Origin of the sequence: Serratia sp. HMSC15F11 (assembly GCF_001808215.1) — a bacterium.
Classification (GTDB): domain Bacteria; phylum Pseudomonadota; class Gammaproteobacteria; order Enterobacterales; family Enterobacteriaceae; genus Serratia; species Serratia nevei.
Window position 1 is genome coordinate 110,756 of the sequence record NZ_KV792497.1, and the last position, 13,591, is coordinate 124,346.

Annotated in this window: 21 protein-coding genes; 7 read left to right on the forward strand and 14 right to left on the reverse strand. The window is 56.1% G+C overall.

Annotated features, from left to right (window positions below; all coding sequences use genetic code 11):
* Positions 1–153 precede the first annotated feature (153 nt).
* Entirely contained in the window at positions 154–444 is a 291-nt protein-coding gene (locus HMPREF3138_RS20225; RefSeq protein ID WP_033640076.1) for a hypothetical protein, read from the forward strand.
* 47 nt (positions 445–491) lie between these two features.
* On the opposite strand, the gene HMPREF3138_RS20230 is transcribed toward HMPREF3138_RS20225, so the two are convergent.
* From HMPREF3138_RS20230 to HMPREF3138_RS20240, 3 genes are all read right to left on the reverse strand, one after another.
* Positions 492–1,853, reverse strand: coding sequence for an amino acid permease (locus tag HMPREF3138_RS20230; RefSeq protein WP_038877059.1), 1,362 nt, complete (start codon positions 1,851–1,853; stop codon positions 492–494).
* A 175-nt stretch (positions 1,854–2,028) separates the two neighbouring features.
* On the reverse strand, positions 2,029–2,265 hold the full coding sequence (locus tag HMPREF3138_RS20235; RefSeq protein WP_038877057.1) for a DUF4060 family protein: 237 nt from the start codon (positions 2,263–2,265) through the stop codon (positions 2,029–2,031).
* A gap of 74 nt (positions 2,266–2,339) precedes the next feature.
* Positions 2,340–2,642: a phage protein NinX family protein gene (locus HMPREF3138_RS20240; protein ID WP_038877055.1), complete on the reverse strand. Its 303-nt coding sequence runs from the start codon at positions 2,640–2,642 to the stop codon at positions 2,340–2,342.
* Positions 2,643–2,812: 170 nt separating this feature from the next.
* Between HMPREF3138_RS20240 and fos the strand changes: the two genes are divergently transcribed.
* Entirely contained in the window at positions 2,813–3,220 is a 408-nt protein-coding gene (gene fos, locus HMPREF3138_RS20245; RefSeq protein ID WP_038877053.1) for a fosfomycin resistance glutathione transferase, read from the forward strand.
* 39 nt (positions 3,221–3,259) lie between these two features.
* Here the strand turns inward: fos and HMPREF3138_RS20250 are convergent, their stop codons facing one another.
* Positions 3,260–3,538 (reverse strand): YebO family protein, encoded by a 279-nt coding sequence (locus HMPREF3138_RS20250; RefSeq protein WP_038877051.1) that lies wholly within the window; start codon positions 3,536–3,538, stop codon positions 3,260–3,262.
* Between the two features lie 81 nt (positions 3,539–3,619).
* Positions 3,620–3,778, reverse strand: a complete 159-nt coding sequence (locus HMPREF3138_RS20255) for a PhoP/PhoQ regulatory lipoprotein MgrB (RefSeq protein ID WP_004927688.1) — start codon at positions 3,776–3,778, stop codon at positions 3,620–3,622.
* A 161-nt stretch (positions 3,779–3,939) separates the two neighbouring features.
* On the opposite strand from HMPREF3138_RS20255, the gene HMPREF3138_RS20260 reads away from it, so the two are divergent.
* Complete coding sequence (locus HMPREF3138_RS20260; RefSeq protein WP_038877047.1) at positions 3,940–4,173, forward strand: YobH family protein; 234 nt, start codon at positions 3,940–3,942, stop codon at positions 4,171–4,173.
* A gap of 40 nt (positions 4,174–4,213) precedes the next feature.
* Here the strand turns inward: HMPREF3138_RS20260 and HMPREF3138_RS20265 are convergent, their stop codons facing one another.
* Positions 4,214–4,453, reverse strand: coding sequence for a DUF2766 family protein (locus tag HMPREF3138_RS20265; RefSeq protein WP_025303170.1), 240 nt, complete (start codon positions 4,451–4,453; stop codon positions 4,214–4,216).
* A 183-nt stretch (positions 4,454–4,636) separates the two neighbouring features.
* On the opposite strand from HMPREF3138_RS20265, the gene HMPREF3138_RS20270 reads away from it, so the two are divergent.
* Together HMPREF3138_RS20270 and HMPREF3138_RS20275 are read left to right on the forward strand one after the other, a co-directional pair.
* Entirely contained in the window at positions 4,637–4,849 is a 213-nt protein-coding gene (locus HMPREF3138_RS20270) for a YccJ family protein (protein ID WP_070559259.1), read from the forward strand.
* Between the two features lie 447 nt (positions 4,850–5,296).
* Positions 5,297–5,683 (forward strand): helix-turn-helix domain-containing protein, encoded by a 387-nt coding sequence (locus tag HMPREF3138_RS20275; protein WP_004927697.1) that lies wholly within the window; start codon positions 5,297–5,299, stop codon positions 5,681–5,683.
* A 21-nt stretch (positions 5,684–5,704) separates the two neighbouring features.
* On the opposite strand, the gene HMPREF3138_RS20280 is transcribed toward HMPREF3138_RS20275, so the two are convergent.
* The 5 genes from HMPREF3138_RS20280 to lysM all read right to left on the reverse strand — a co-directional run bounded on the left by HMPREF3138_RS20280 (position 5,705) and on the right by lysM (position 8,590).
* Positions 5,705–6,052, reverse strand: a complete 348-nt coding sequence (locus HMPREF3138_RS20280) for a DUF1304 domain-containing protein (protein WP_223294934.1) — start codon at positions 6,050–6,052, stop codon at positions 5,705–5,707.
* A gap of 433 nt (positions 6,053–6,485) precedes the next feature.
* Positions 6,486–7,427, reverse strand: a complete 942-nt coding sequence (locus HMPREF3138_RS20285; protein ID WP_038877042.1) for a pirin family protein — start codon at positions 7,425–7,427, stop codon at positions 6,486–6,488.
* A 107-nt stretch (positions 7,428–7,534) separates the two neighbouring features.
* Positions 7,535–7,699: a hypothetical protein gene (locus HMPREF3138_RS26765; RefSeq protein ID WP_164491940.1), complete on the reverse strand. Its 165-nt coding sequence runs from the start codon at positions 7,697–7,699 to the stop codon at positions 7,535–7,537.
* Positions 7,700–7,722: 23 nt separating this feature from the next.
* Positions 7,723–7,878: a hypothetical protein gene (locus HMPREF3138_RS26770; protein WP_016927390.1), complete on the reverse strand. Its 156-nt coding sequence runs from the start codon at positions 7,876–7,878 to the stop codon at positions 7,723–7,725.
* Positions 7,879–8,143: 265 nt separating this feature from the next.
* Entirely contained in the window at positions 8,144–8,590 is a 447-nt protein-coding gene (gene lysM / locus HMPREF3138_RS20290; protein ID WP_016927389.1) for a peptidoglycan-binding protein LysM, read from the reverse strand.
* Between the two features lie 228 nt (positions 8,591–8,818).
* Between lysM and HMPREF3138_RS20295 the strand changes: the two genes are divergently transcribed.
* Both HMPREF3138_RS20295 and HMPREF3138_RS20300 read left to right on the forward strand, forming a co-directional pair.
* Positions 8,819–9,010 carry a YdfD/YebW family protein gene (locus HMPREF3138_RS20295; RefSeq protein WP_038877040.1) on the forward strand — a complete coding sequence of 64 codons (192 nt, stop codon included), beginning with the start codon at positions 8,819–8,821 and terminating at the stop codon, positions 9,008–9,010.
* A 121-nt stretch (positions 9,011–9,131) separates the two neighbouring features.
* Positions 9,132–9,356, forward strand: coding sequence for a biofilm development regulator YmgB/AriR family protein (locus HMPREF3138_RS20300; protein ID WP_038877038.1), 225 nt, complete (start codon positions 9,132–9,134; stop codon positions 9,354–9,356).
* Positions 9,357–9,597: 241 nt separating this feature from the next.
* On the opposite strand, the gene ompC is transcribed toward HMPREF3138_RS20300, so the two are convergent.
* From ompC to astB, 3 genes are all read right to left on the reverse strand, one after another.
* Positions 9,598–10,680 carry a porin OmpC gene (ompC, locus tag HMPREF3138_RS20305; protein WP_038877036.1) on the reverse strand — a complete coding sequence of 361 codons (1,083 nt, stop codon included), beginning with the start codon at positions 10,678–10,680 and terminating at the stop codon, positions 9,598–9,600.
* Positions 10,681–11,248: 568 nt separating this feature from the next.
* Positions 11,249–12,232: a succinylglutamate desuccinylase gene (gene astE / locus HMPREF3138_RS20310; protein ID WP_038877034.1), complete on the reverse strand. Its 984-nt coding sequence runs from the start codon at positions 12,230–12,232 to the stop codon at positions 11,249–11,251.
* Positions 12,233–12,242: 10 nt separating this feature from the next.
* Complete coding sequence (astB, locus tag HMPREF3138_RS20315) at positions 12,243–13,583, reverse strand: N-succinylarginine dihydrolase (RefSeq protein WP_038877031.1); 1,341 nt, start codon at positions 13,581–13,583, stop codon at positions 12,243–12,245.
* Positions 13,584–13,591 lie beyond the last annotated feature (8 nt).

Sequence of the window (13,591 nt, forward strand, 5' to 3'; positions counted from 1 at the left end):
CTCCCACTTCGTCAGCCGTGCGCTGCATTGCGGGACCTTTTGCCGTATGCTGTTGTCTCACTCCGCTGAGACAGCCAGGGCCGCCAAGAGCCCGTTAAGACTCTCTTAAGATCTTTGTGATTGACTTGTAGGGCATACAGAAAAGGAGAAGTTATGAGTCGTTCTACATCCCGCAAATCAGGCTCAAGCCTGGGGCGCCGTATTCGCAGCGCGCTGCTGGCGCAGAAGCAATACTGGAAAATGTATTTCGCCATGAAGCTGCGCCGTCTGCGCGTACCGGCGCCACTGGTTCTGCTGGGCGGTTCGCTGCTCGGGTTTTTCATGCTGACCCTGCTGATGCTCAGCGTGGTCGCCATCGACGTGATCAGCACCCTGCTGCTGCTGTGCCGGAAACTGCTGGGACGGGGTCACGGTGAGGGGCGCGCCTTTATGCCGCGCGGCTGACGCACAAAAGAAGCGGAGGCGCAGACTACGCCTCCGCCGCATACCGATTAGCGCTTGGCGCCTTTACGGCGCGTCAGCATAAACCCGCACCACAGCACCGCAATCCACACCGGCATCAGCAACACCGAAATGCGGATCCCTTCGCTGAAATACATAATCACCAGAATCAGGCCGAGGAACGCCAGGCACAGGTAGTTGCCGAACGGATACCACAGCGCCTTAAAGCTGGGGATGACGCCCTGGCGGTTCTTGGCGGCGCGGAATTTCAGGTGCGCCAGGCAAATCATCACCCAGTTGATCACCAACGTTGACACCACCAGCGCCATCAGCAGCTCAAACGCCTTGCCGGGCATCAGGTAGTTGATCAGCACGCCAATCGAGGTAATCAACGCCGACAGCGCGATGGACAATACCGGCACGCCGCGTTTATTCACGCGCGTCAGCGCCTGCGGCGCATTGCCCTGGCTGGCCAGCCCGAACAGCATGCGGCTGTTGGCGTAAACGCCGCTGTTGTAGACCGACAGCGCGGCGGTCAACACCACCACGTTGAGCACGGTCGCCACCAGATTGCTGTTCAGCGCATGGAAGATCAGTACGAACGGGCTACCGCCCTCCACCACTTGCCCCCACGGATAGAGCGACAGCAGCACGGTCAGCGAGCCGATATAGAAGATCAGAATGCGGTACACCACCTGATTGGTGGCTTTAGGAATGCTGCGGCGCGGATCGGCGGCTTCCGCCGCGGTGATGCCGACCATTTCCAGCCCGCCGAACGAGAACATGATGACCGCCATCGCCATCACCAGCCCGGAGAAGCCATGCGGCATAAAGCCGCCCTGCTGCCACAGGTTGGTGATGCTGGCCTGCGGGCCGCCGTTGCCGCTGACCAACAGCCAGGCGCCGAACACGATCATGCCGACAATCGCCACCACTTTGATGATGGCGAACCAGAACTCGGTTTCGCCGTACAGACGCACGTTCACCAGGTTAATCAGGTTGATTAGCACGAAAAACAGCGCGGCGGAGGCCCAGGTGGGGATTTCCGGCCACCAGTACTGAATGTAGATGCCGACGGCGGTCAATTCCGCCATGCCGACCAGAATGAACATTGCCCAGTAGTTCCAGCCGGAAAGGAAGCCGGCGAAATCACCCCAATATTTATAGGCAAAGTGGCTGAAAGATCCGGCGACCGGCTCCTCAACCACCATTTCGCCCAGCTGGCGCATGATTAAAAACGCGATAAAACCGCCGATGGCGTAGCCCAACAGCACGGCGGGGCCGGCCATTTTAATGGTTTGCGCAATGCCGAGAAATAAACCGGTACCGATGGCGCCCCCGAGGGCAATAAGCTGTATGTGTCTGTTTTTTAAACCGCGTTTTAGCGGAGTATCCTGATGCTGACCGCCCATCTTATCCTCATATGGCGTACACCCTTGCCGTTATCGGCCAAGATTTCACCAATCAATAAATGTATCTGCGGGCGGCTTTTTAACACTTAACCCCGTGAGCATCAAGGAGAAGCGCCCCGAGACGACGGGCCGGAGCGCGATTTTTTTACCGTGAGAAAGCGGATAAGGGCGGCGTTTAGCCGGGCATTCCGCACAGTTTGGTCAGGTTGCGCGCGCCGATCATCAGCGTGGCGACATAAGATTGGCTACGCGTGACCACTTCCACCGCCACGCGATCGTTTTGATATCTTATCAGGTAGGTCGAGGGCCAGCCCTGACGGCGCTGGCCGAAGCTTTCGGCATGACGATCGATCGCCGCATGGGCAATCACCAGATGAGACAAGTTTTTATCACCTTTGATAATGCGCTTCATAAACAGCCTCCGCCAACGACAGCTCTGTTATTAGAAAAAGGAGAAACTCTTACCAATCACCGGTATTGTTCGAATCAGTTAGCCTGCCGGCTCATCAGGAAGCAGATCATCGCCGCGCGCAGCGGGCTGACGCTGTCCGCCTGCCATTCACCGCCCTGGGTGCTCATGCGCGCCTGCCATTGCGGGCTGTCGCTTTGGTTATCGGGGTTCAGACTGATTTTGTTGGCGCAAATGATCGGCCAGGCATCGGAGGGATTCTTGCAGTAATCTTTACCTTTCACACCACCGTAGGGATACCACTTGTCCGGGTTCTCCCCGGTCAGCAGCGCGATGCTGCGGTTCACTTCGGCATCGCTTTCTTCGTACCATTTAATCATCGGCTTTATCCATCTTTCGTAAGGTTCGCGCTACATTACGATGTCTGTACGACAGTTTTATGACAGCGCCGCCGGTTTTCACATTATCTCTACTAATGCTTTACCCCCTTTATCTTTCCTTAGCGCCTGCGTACACTTTTCCCTCTGTTCAGCGCCCAGGAAATGCATGCATGTTGACCGGCCTCAATCACCTGACGCTCGCCGTCAGCGATCTCGATCGCAGCTTCGAATTTTATCGTCATCTGTTGGGGTTTACCCCGCACGCCCGCTGGCAAGGCGGCGCTTATCTCTCGTTGGGGGCGTTGTGGCTGTGTCTGTCGCGGGATGAGGCCCGGGCGCAACAAAGCGCGCGCGATTACACCCATTACGCCTTCAGCGTAGCGCCGGAACACATTGAGCAGGTCAGCGAGCGGCTGCGCCAGAACGGCGTCAAAGAGTGGAAGAGCAATCGCAGCGAAGGCGAATCGCTCTATTTTCTCGATCCTGACGGGCACCAGTTGGAGATCCATGCCGGCGATCTGGCCAGCCGCCTGGCGGCATGCCGGGAAAAACCGTATCAGGGCATGGTGTTTTACTGAGGCGCCCCGGCGGCGCTGCCGCCGGCCGGAGCATCATGCTCAACGTTCGGGGATAAAACCTTTGAAATCCAGCGCGGGGCTGAGATCGTCGTCGTCAGCAGCATCGCCGCCATCAGCGCGTGCACGGTGTGCCAGGCGTTTCAACAGCGCCGTTTGTTGGCGTTGTTGCTCGGCAATCTCCTGCAGCAGACGAATCTGCTCGTTGGCGCGCACGCTGGCGCGGTTCACCAGAAACCAAATCCACAGCCCAACCAGCAACGCCACGGCGGCGAGGGCCAGCGACAACAGGCCATTCTGGCCAAAACCTAAATCGTACATGGACAACCCTATTTACTGCGACATTCAGGCCGCCATCTTAACACTCGCGGCGGCCGTGCGAACATCCCTGCCAAAAATTGCTTACCAGGGCACGAAGCGCGTTACCGAGCAGATGCCCAGCGCAAAGTTTCCGCCATCGTCGCAATAACTGTCCAGCGCCAACAGGTAGAAAAACAGGCAGGCTGCGACGGCCGTCATTATCACGAGGATTTTTTTTCGCAACAAATTTAGCAGCCTCATTGTTATCTGGGTAATCTATCGCGCATGTTATCACAGCGAAGTTAAACGAAGTTTAACTTGTCGTTTAGATTTCTGGCTATCGCCCGGTTTTCAGACTGTTACCCTTGCCGTCATGCCGTTGTCGTGGCTAGATGGCCCCTCAGGGACAATGAGGAAGCACAATGAGCAGATTGATTAAGTGGGTACTGGTGTTGGCGGTCATTTACGGCGGCTTTTTGATCTCGGGTTACGGCGTGCTGATAGGCAGCAACAAGAACGTTGGCGGGTTGGGATTGCAGTGCAAATACCTGACGGCGCGCAACGTGGCGATCGCCCAGTACGTCAATGGCGACAACGGTTTCATCGGCGTAGCCGACTGCCCGCTGTTCAAGAAAATCGAAACGGTGGTGGACTAACCGCCACCGCCCGACGCCGCCGCCCTGCGGCGGCCCCGCCTCAGCTGCGGGTGAACTTCATCTCGATCAGCGCAATCGCCTTGTCAATCGCGCGGCGAGTCACCGGATCGGCGCCTGCAGGATGCGTGGAGAAATCGATGCTTTTAAGCTGACCCGCCATCTTGTCGCGCACTTCGGTAGGCGCAATCACGTCGATAACGTCCAGAATCTGTTTGATGACCAGTTGGCAAGCGACCAGATCGGAAGCCAGTTCCTGCTCGTTGCTCAGCATGTCAGACATAATAATTTTCCTCTTGATTCAAACGCCGCACAGAATAGCACGCCGCCTGCGGCATTGCCCGCTCTCCCCGCCTTTTTCCCCCTTCTGCGCACCGCCGGGCAAAAGTCCACGGCGGATTAGCCTATACTTGCAGCATGACGGTGGCAAAAACCACCCGTAAGCCACAACCAACAGGAGAAAATTATGGCGAATCACAATGTGAAATCCTGGGCGACAGTGCGTGAAACTTCGGTGGAAATCGCCGAAGCTATTTTTGAACTGGCAGGGAACGACGAAGGGTTGGCACAGAAGATCTGGGAAGAAGGCAGCGACGAAGCGTTGGAGAAGGCCTTTGCCAAAACCACCGCCGATCAGCTTTATTGGGGAGAGGAAACCGTCGAGCGGAAAAACGTTTGAGCGGCTACGCAACAAAAAGCCCGGGTTTCTGACCCAGGCTTTCCCGATTCTCGATCGCCCCGCTCAGCGGCGTGCTATGTCTCTTGCTCTCACGGTTCTTCACCTCCCACACCTTCCGCATTTTTCATGCTCATCACCGGCATCGCCATAAAAGCGCCGACGCCCACGATTACAACCAGAGTAATAATCACTGTCATTAACATGCGATCACCCCATCAACGTTGAGTTGTTACGGCTGACTCTGTTTTGGCGGTTACTTGCTGTGGCCTTTTCCGCGTCACCCACCGCGGCGGCGACAGTCTCAGATTAGCCGTTTTTCCTTTCTACTGACAAGCCGTGGTTGAACGGTTTTTCCGAATAATTGCCCCCCGTCACCGGCGGCGTTTTTGTCCGCGGCGGCAAGTTGTGTATACTTCACCGCTATGTAGATCTCACACTGACGCACTGATGATACAAGAACACCATCTCTCATTGGTCTGCGCCCTCAGCAAATGGGTCGAAACTCACCTTGGACGAGTGATCCATCTCGAAGAGCTGGCCGAGTACTCCGGCTACTCGCTGTGGCACATGCAGAAGCTGTTCAAAGAAGCGACAGGGATTTCGCTGGGCAAATACATTCGCGAACGCCGCCTGGCCGGCGCGGTTTACCAACTGCGCAGCAGTGAAGCGTCGATCTTCGATATCGCCCTGGACTTTGGCTTCGGCTCACAGTCCCACTTCACCTACATGTTCAGAAAGCGTTTTAATATCACGCCTTATGATTTCCGCCAGGATTTGAGCGTCGATCTGCACATCGACCCGCCGTTGCACGTCATTCACCAAAAATCCGCCTGACGCCCGCCGTGAACCGGCGGGTTAACGCCCCCCCCATACCGCCAGCATCGCGATCAAGGCCGGCAACGCCTGCACCCACAAGATCTTGCGGCTGGCGGTCAGCCCGCCGAACACCCCGGCCGCCAACACGCACCCGAGAAAGAACAGCTGCAGCGCCATGTCCTCACGCCAGTAGCCCCATGCCAGCCCCAGCGCCAGAAAACCGTTGTACAGCCCCTGATTGGCGGCCAATACCCGCGTGGCCGCGGCAAACTCCGCCGTTGTACCGAAAGCGCGTCTGCCGAGCGGCGCACGCCACAGGAACATTTCCAGCACCAGGATATAAAGATGGAGCACCGCGATGAGCAACAGCAAAATATCGGCAAACAGCTTCATGATTGTCCCTATCGCTTATTGAAGATGCCATTAAGTATAATCGCGTAGCTTCTATCGCCAGACAATGGCGATAAAAAAACCCGCCGAAGCGGGTTTATGCAGGAGTCATTTTTTGAGGTTAGTTTAATACGGCGACCAACAATGCCGCGACAGAGACCCAAAACAGCGCCGTAGCAATCACGACATGGGACAGTCTTGCACGATAAAGTACCTGGCTCATAATGACCTCACTGACATCTGACTAACGGGAGACAACCTGACTTCCTGAGGGTTATCCTAAACTTCTTCTCATTGTCATTATATGCGCCAGATCACTGTTCTGCCGATAAACCTTATTCTGCGGTAAAGCTGGAGCCGCGATCACAGTAATTTCGCCTTATTAGAGCGAAATAAGCCGAATAAGCGCGGCGATTATATCCTAACGCTATCAAACATCGCCCCAGGGCAGGCGTGGTGCGGTCATGCGCTCGCCGGAATAACCGCTCACCGGCGGAAAACGCGGCGCCCCTTGTTCCCAATCATGCTGGGCCCGAGTAATTTCAGCCTTGGTATGGCCAACGAAATTCCACCAGATAAGGATCTCTTCATTTAACGGCGCGCCGCCAATTAATAATCCCCGACTGCCCTTCCGTGCATTTAACTCGATAGAGTTATTCTTCATGCCCAAATAGGCAAACTCGTCAGGTGAAAAGGTTTCACCATTAAGTTCGAATGCCCCCATTAGGGGCAAGAAGCCGATTTCATAGTCATCGCGCAGCGGCAATTGCACCGTCGCCGCTTCCTGCCATTCCATATCAATGGCGATTAATGGCGAAAGGGTAAATACCGGCGAACGATAAGCGCCAAATTCCCCGACCAGCAAACGGTGATTCACGCCGCTATTCTGCCACTGCGGCAAGTCGGGATAATGATCGAAACGCGGTGCCATGTCGGCATGTTCGGCCGGTAACGCAATCCATAATTGTGCGGCATGCAATCGCCGCGGTTCGCCCACCGACTGTTCAGTATGCGCGATCCCGTGCCCGGCGGTCATCAGATTGACCTGGCCCGGACGGATCACCTGCTCGCTGCCGAGGCTGTCGCGGTGCAGCACTTCGCCTTCGATCATCCAGGTGAACGTTTGCAGACCGATGTGCGGATGCGGCCCCACATCCATGCCGGACGAGTTACCGCTGAATACCGTCGGCCCGGCGTGATCGAGAAAGCACCAGGCACCGACGGTGCGCCTTTCCCGGGTTGGCAGCGCGCGGTTGATCGGAATGCCCCCCACTTCGGCGTTACGTACGGCAATACGCTGGATCTGGCGCACGCCGTCAACGACGGGGCACTCGCGTGAGGGTGAAGAGAGCGTAGGACGGGACTGACTCATCGCAAAGACCTCCTGAATGGCGCCGATTCGCCAAGGGATAACCGTCCCAGCTTAACACAGGACAGCTCACCTCACAGATCGGCGGCGCTCAGGCGCATTCGCGCGGATTAGGACGCTTTGATATAGCAGCTTTTGATGTCAACATCGTCGTGCGCGTGCCTAAGATCGGAGAAATAGGTCACGCCAAAGAGAATTGATACCACCAGCAGCACGGAAACCAACAGGCCGATAATCGCCAGCAGTTTGGTTTCATCATGGAGATTAGGCTCCATTTTATCTCCCCTAGTTAATCGCGTCAGGTCACCCACAGCGTGACCGCCAGCGTAAAGATAATCAGTGAGCAGGACGCCACCGCCAACACGACGATAGCAAATTGCGCATCACCCAAGGTTTCTCGATAGTTTTTATCCGTTGAGGCGTTACGCTGTTGTTTCACTAAATCGGTTTTCACTCGTTCAACTGCTGGATTGCTGTTTGGCGGGGCAAAAGGCCCCCTCAGTATAAGGCGTTAACGCTGCCGCCTTGGGCATTCCGGCCTCAACCGGGGCATGACGCTATCAACTTTCCCCATCAGGGTCAACACCGCGCCTGCCGGCGAGCGAGCGGGTACACAGGGTAGATGTAACCGACATTGAGATCGCAGGGGAATAAGAGACGGCGATTACAGAGGACAAAAAAAAGCCCGGTACGCAACCGGGCTCTGGCAGAGCGACAGATTATTGCGGGATACGCAACACCTGCCCCGGATAGATCTTGTCCGGGCTCGACAGCATCGGCTTATTGGCTTCGAAAATCTTGTTGTACAGATTGGCGTTGCCGTACATCTCTTTGGAGATCGCGCTCAGCGTATCGCCCTTCTTCACGGTGTAGAAACGGCTCTCGGCGTCGGATTGCGCCACCGCCACCTTGTCTTCCACGCCGCTGATGCCGGCCACGTTGCCAATCGCCACCAGGATCTTCTCTTTCAGCTCCTGGCTGACGGCATCGCCGGTCACTACGGCTTTACCATCGACCACCTGCACATCGACTTTGTCGGTGCCTGGCAGGCCGCTCTTATCGAGATGCTCCTTGAGTTTGGCGCTTTGATCTTCGGCGGAGGCATTGCCGGTGACTGTGTCCCACAGTTTTTCGCCCGCTTCTTTGACGAAGTTAAACAAGCCCATATTCACTCCTTTTGATGGTTGCACTGATGCATTGAAGTAAGGCTTGTTAAGCTTAGCATCGTCAAAAGGATATGCCATCCGCTCCCGGCGTCAGAAACGGTTAGAGAATTCCGAAAGTGCCGTCAGCGGCGTCTCGATGGCGATTTATCACGCAATGATGCTGAAAAATCGCGCTTTTTTACCTACACTGTTGCCTACAGGGCGGTTCGACGAAGGAGGCATGCAACGATGTACGCATTGGTGATGTTTGTCTGTTATCTGGATGGCGGCTGCAGTGAAATGGTGGTCGATATATTGCGCGACGAACCGCAATGCCTGATCGCGATGAAGGAACAGAACCTGCGCCACGCCGGTTGTTATCCCATGGAAGAGTTTATCGACGGCTTTTGGTTACCGGCCAGCGAATATTCGGATTTTTAACGCCTTCCCCGGCCAATGCTGAGGAATTTCTGATTTCATCGGAAACTTCGTCTGCCTCCGAGGCTTTAGGCCGCTGTTTTGCTAAATTGCGGCTCCCGAAGAGGAAAGACAGAGAAAGGTCATGTCAGCATCAGCTCATTCCAACGAGCATTATGAAATTCTGCTGCGCAACGTCAGCCTGGCGCTAGGCGATGCGGTGTTGCAGTTAATCAAAAACCATAAAAAGGTCTCCGGCGGCAATATTCTTTCGCAGCTGGTGACAGAGATAGAGCGAGAGCAGGATCAGCAGCGGTTTGCCGCGCTGCGTTCGGCCATCGAGCTGGTGGGGTTGGCGCCAAAAGGCTGAGCGCGCGATACAAACGAAGGCAGGGCTTGCGCCCTCCCTGAGGTTAATGACAAACCTGATGACATTGGCAGGTTTACCGAAGACCACATTTAAAAATAAGGAAAATCAATTCATTGATTTTCGGCTGATAACCACAAAGGAGGAAAACCACGCTTTTTCCTCCTTTGTCATCAAGCTAAGGCAGGGCTTGCGCCCTGCCTGATTACCGATCCCGACACAGGATGAAGGTAATGATGGAAACTTAGAAGCGGTAGGTCAGGTTGACGGCAACGATGTCGTCGGTGTTCAGCTTCAGTTTGTTGTCGTCGTTCAACTGGTTGATCTTGTAGTCGACGTAGGTGTACATGTTTTTGTTGAAGTAGTAAGTCGCGCCCACTTCCACGTATTTCACCAGATCGACATCGCCAATCCCTTCAATATCCTTGCCTTTCGACTGCACGTAGGCCAGAGACGGACGCAGACCATTTTCGAACTGGTACTGGGCCACAACTTCGAAGTTTTGCGTTTTGTTGGCGAAGCCCGACGTGCCGTTGACGCTGATCGGCGTCATGTTGCGGGTATCGGCATACATGGCCGCCAGATAGACCTGGTTGGCGTCATATTTGATTGCGGTGGTCCAGGCGGTGGCCTTGTCGCCTTTACCGTACTGCAGCGCCTTCTGATCGCTGGTGCGGCTGGAATCGGAGAACGCCGCCGCGACGCCGATGCCGCTGCCGCCGATGTCCTGATAGTCCAGAGACATGCCGTAGCCGTCGCCGTTTTGCTTGGTTACGCTGCGCTTGTCTTCGTTGTTTTTACCCTGGTACTGCAACGCCAGGTTCAGGCCTTCCACCAAACCGAAGAAGTCACGGTTGCGGTAGGTCGCCAGGCCGTTGGAGCGCGCGGTCATGTAGTTGTCGGTGTAGCTGTAGGAGTCGCCGCCGAATTCCGGCAGCATGTCGGTGTAAGCTTCGGCGTCGTACACCACGCCGTAGTTACGGCCGTAGTCGAACGAACCATAGTTGGCGAACTTCAGGCCGGCGAAGCCCAGACGGGTTTTGGTGCCGGTGGTACCCTGCGCTTCGTCGTGGTTGGCCTGAACGTTGTATTCCCACTGGCCGTAGCCGGTCAACTGATCGTTGATCTGGGTTTCGCCTTTAAAGCCCAGACGAACGTACGTTTTATCTCCGTCTTCACTTTTATCTTTACTGAAAACGTGTTTGGCCGAAACGCGGCCGTACAGGTCGAGTTTATTGCCATCTTTATTGTAGATTTCAGCCGCGTTGGCGAAGGAGGTGATCGCCCCGAGGGCGACAGCTAAGGCTAATACACTGCGTTTCATCATTTATTTTCCTAGATATTATAATTAGAACCCTGCCCGTCACGCCCAATTTATGATTTGGGCTGTGATTTTATCTTTTGGTATTTTATGAGCTCCCCTCATGCTGGGGTGATGTGACATTAGCATCATGAATCAAAACTTAAAATCAAAAAGTTCATGAAACAACGAGGAGAAAGCATGTTTATTTGTAACCATATATTTCAAAAAAGAGAACACATAACCCATTGAATATAAGAAATTTTTACCACATAACTTATAACCAAAACGGTGCAACGCACCAATTTGGTGCATTTTGGTTTCGTTTTGCGTGCTTTCTGCGCGATTCAAAAGTAACAACAATATTAGCATGGTTATTAAAAACGTTACTTATTTCACATTTTTATCTTAACAAAGTCACCAGGCAATTAAGGCTTTCCGATAACGGCTGAATACGGCCTTTATTCATTCACGTAAAGAAATCCCTATAGAACGAATAAAATTCGATTTATGGCCATTTAAATAGCGGGAAATAGCAGATTAAAATAATGAAAGGAATAAACGGCAGCGCGCTGACGGCGCCGCCGAGGATAAATTAATACAACGTAGAACGGGAAACTTCGCTCAACAACATGCCGGCGCGCAGGCCCAGCGCCACAGTGGGGTTAGGAAACAGTATCCACGCGCCCTCTTGGCCAACGCGATACTCCTCCTGCGGCTGCTCGCACAGCAACATCCCCGGTTTCAACTCGGTGAAGTTGGCGGTGTCATCATCCAGATGCAGCTTGAAATCCTCGCTGTGTTTGATCAACGAGTGCATCACACGGAATACCCGAATCTCATCGGCCGCACGCGCCGGCAGGGGCCCTTCACTGACCGCCGCCCGCAGAGCGAGATCGATGGCGGCGAACTGCTGCAGATCGTTGCTGCCGAACGGCCGCGCCTTGCCCAGCTCGAGCGTACAGCTCGCCGCATTGAGATGTTCGCTGGAATAGTGGCTGAAAGTGCCGCCCGGCGCGCTGTGTACCACCAGCGCATCCAGATCGGCCGCATCCAGCAGCTTCAACATCGGCTCGCTGTACGGGCGTTTCTGGAAAGGCAGAATGCCAAAGCGCGGCAAACGCGATTCACGGATGGCGGTGTGCAAATCGTAATGGAAACGCGCCGCCTGTTCGCCATCGAAAAAGGCGGCGAGCGCACGCTCCAGCTGCTGCGCACGCACGGTTTCGCCGCTGGCGGCGAAGTTGCGGTAGCGGCCGCCGAACATGCGGTTCATATCGCTGTGCAGATAACGCTTGCCGGCCCGCATCGCCGCCGGGTTACCCAGCACCACCAACAGCCGCACCCTCAGCGGCAACCGGCCGGTCAGCAGGTCGCCGACCAGCTGATTGAGCAGTTCGATCGGCGCGGTTTCGTTGCCGTGCACCCCCGCCGACATCACCATTGCCTGGCGGTAGGGCTGCCGCGGCGTGAGCTCCAGCACCCCTTCCCCCTGCCAGCGCCAGCGCAGCTGCGGGGTTTCACCTTGCCATTCGACGGGTTCGTTCCCTTCCAGCGTCAGGGGCAGTAGATCGATCATGACGCCTCCCTTAGCGTTGGAATGGATAGATGGAGCCGAGACCGAGGATCGACGTCAGCGAATCCAGCGCCTCGCGCCCTTCGCGCAGCAGCAGCGGATCGGCCAGATCATCCTGCGTCAGGCGATCGCGATAATGGCGGTCGACCCATTCGTTCAGCGTCGCGAACAGCCGCTCGTTCATCATTACGCGTGGGTTAACCGCCCGCAGCTCCTGCTCGTTAAGCGCCACCCGCAGCCGCAGGCAGGCTGGGCCGCCGCCGTTGCGCATGCTTTCACGCAGGTCGAACACGCGAATTTCATCGATCGGGCCGCCGCTGCCGACCATGTCGTTGAGATAACGCCACACGCCGGCGTGCTGACGCGACTCCTCCGGCACGACGATCATCATCTTGCCGTTCGGCTTGGTAAGAATTTGGCTGTTGAACAGGTAGGTCGCCACCGCGTCCGCCACCGAGACGCGCTCCGTCGGCACTTCGATCGCCACCAGCTCGCTGTCCAGCGTCGCCATCTTGCGGCGCACTTCATCCAGCGCCTGCTGCTGGCGGTAAAACGCCTGCTGGTGGTGGAACAGCACGTTCTGGTTACTGACCGCAATCACGTCGTTATGGAATACGCCCTGATCGATCACCGCCGGGTTTTGCTGCACGAAGACCGTATGCTGCTCGTCCAGCTGGTGCAGGCGAGCGATCGCCTCGCCGGCTTCGCGCGTCTGGCGCGCAGGATAACGCGCCGGCGCCGTTTCGCCGCCGAACTCCTGCCGACCGTAGACGAACACCTGCACGCTGCGTTTGGCGTAGTCGCCGCCCAAACGGTTGTGGTTGGCCGCCCCTTCGTCACCGAACAACGCCACCTGCGGCAGCGCCTCATGGTGGGCGAAATGCCGATCGTCGCTGAACATCGCCCGCAATACGGCGGTGGTGGTTTCCGCTTCGATGGCGCGGTGGAATTTGTTATTCAGGTTGGCGGCGGTGAAATGCACCTTGCCGTCGGCGCTGTCCGCCGAGGGCGACACGGTGGCCGCATTGGCGGTCCACATGCACGACGCCGAACTGAGCGCCGACAGCAGGCGCGGCGACTGACGCATCGCCTGCGCCAGCACCGCCTCATCGCTGCCGCTGAAGCCCAGGCGACGCAGCATCGGCAAATGCGGGCGTTCCTGCGGCGGCAATACCCCTTGCTGGAAACCGAGATCGGCCAGCGCCTTCATTTTCAGCAAGCCTTGTTTCGCCGCCAGCTTCGGGTTCGATACGCTGTTTTGATGCTGCGTCGACGCCTCGTTGCCGAACGACAGCCCGGCATAGTGGTGCGTCGGCCCCACCAAACCGTCGAAATTGACTTCATATCCTGACATGTTTATCC

Coding starts and splice junctions, on each gene's coding strand:
- HMPREF3138_RS20225 (WP_033640076.1), top strand. CDS start 154: ATGAGTCGTTCTACATCCCGCAAATCAGGCTCAAGCCTGGGGCGCCGT.
- HMPREF3138_RS20230 (WP_038877059.1), bottom strand. CDS start 1,853: ATGGGCGGTCAGCATCAGGATACTCCGCTAAAACGCGGTTTAAAAAAC.
- HMPREF3138_RS20235 (WP_038877057.1), bottom strand. CDS start 2,265: ATGAAGCGCATTATCAAAGGTGATAAAAACTTGTCTCATCTGGTGATT.
- HMPREF3138_RS20240 (WP_038877055.1), bottom strand. CDS start 2,642: ATGATTAAATGGTACGAAGAAAGCGATGCCGAAGTGAACCGCAGCATC.
- fos (WP_038877053.1), top strand. CDS start 2,813: ATGTTGACCGGCCTCAATCACCTGACGCTCGCCGTCAGCGATCTCGAT.
- HMPREF3138_RS20250 (WP_038877051.1), bottom strand. CDS start 3,538: ATGTACGATTTAGGTTTTGGCCAGAATGGCCTGTTGTCGCTGGCCCTC.
- HMPREF3138_RS20255 (WP_004927688.1), bottom strand. CDS start 3,778: ATGAGGCTGCTAAATTTGTTGCGAAAAAAAATCCTCGTGATAATGACG.
- HMPREF3138_RS20260 (WP_038877047.1), top strand. CDS start 3,940: ATGAGCAGATTGATTAAGTGGGTACTGGTGTTGGCGGTCATTTACGGC.
- HMPREF3138_RS20265 (WP_025303170.1), bottom strand. CDS start 4,453: ATGTCTGACATGCTGAGCAACGAGCAGGAACTGGCTTCCGATCTGGTC.
- HMPREF3138_RS20270 (WP_070559259.1), top strand. CDS start 4,637: ATGGCGAATCACAATGTGAAATCCTGGGCGACAGTGCGTGAAACTTCG.
- HMPREF3138_RS20275 (WP_004927697.1), top strand. CDS start 5,297: ATGATACAAGAACACCATCTCTCATTGGTCTGCGCCCTCAGCAAATGG.
- HMPREF3138_RS20285 (WP_038877042.1), bottom strand. CDS start 7,427: ATGAGTCAGTCCCGTCCTACGCTCTCTTCACCCTCACGCGAGTGCCCC.
- HMPREF3138_RS26765 (WP_164491940.1), bottom strand. CDS start 7,699: ATGGAGCCTAATCTCCATGATGAAACCAAACTGCTGGCGATTATCGGC.
- lysM (WP_016927389.1), bottom strand. CDS start 8,590: ATGGGCTTGTTTAACTTCGTCAAAGAAGCGGGCGAAAAACTGTGGGAC.
- HMPREF3138_RS20295 (WP_038877040.1), top strand. CDS start 8,819: ATGTACGCATTGGTGATGTTTGTCTGTTATCTGGATGGCGGCTGCAGT.
- HMPREF3138_RS20300 (WP_038877038.1), top strand. CDS start 9,132: ATGTCAGCATCAGCTCATTCCAACGAGCATTATGAAATTCTGCTGCGC.
- ompC (WP_038877036.1), bottom strand. CDS start 10,680: ATGATGAAACGCAGTGTATTAGCCTTAGCTGTCGCCCTCGGGGCGATC.
- astE (WP_038877034.1), bottom strand. CDS start 12,232: ATGATCGATCTACTGCCCCTGACGCTGGAAGGGAACGAACCCGTCGAA.
- astB (WP_038877031.1), bottom strand. CDS start 13,583: ATGTCAGGATATGAAGTCAATTTCGACGGTTTGGTGGGGCCGACGCAC.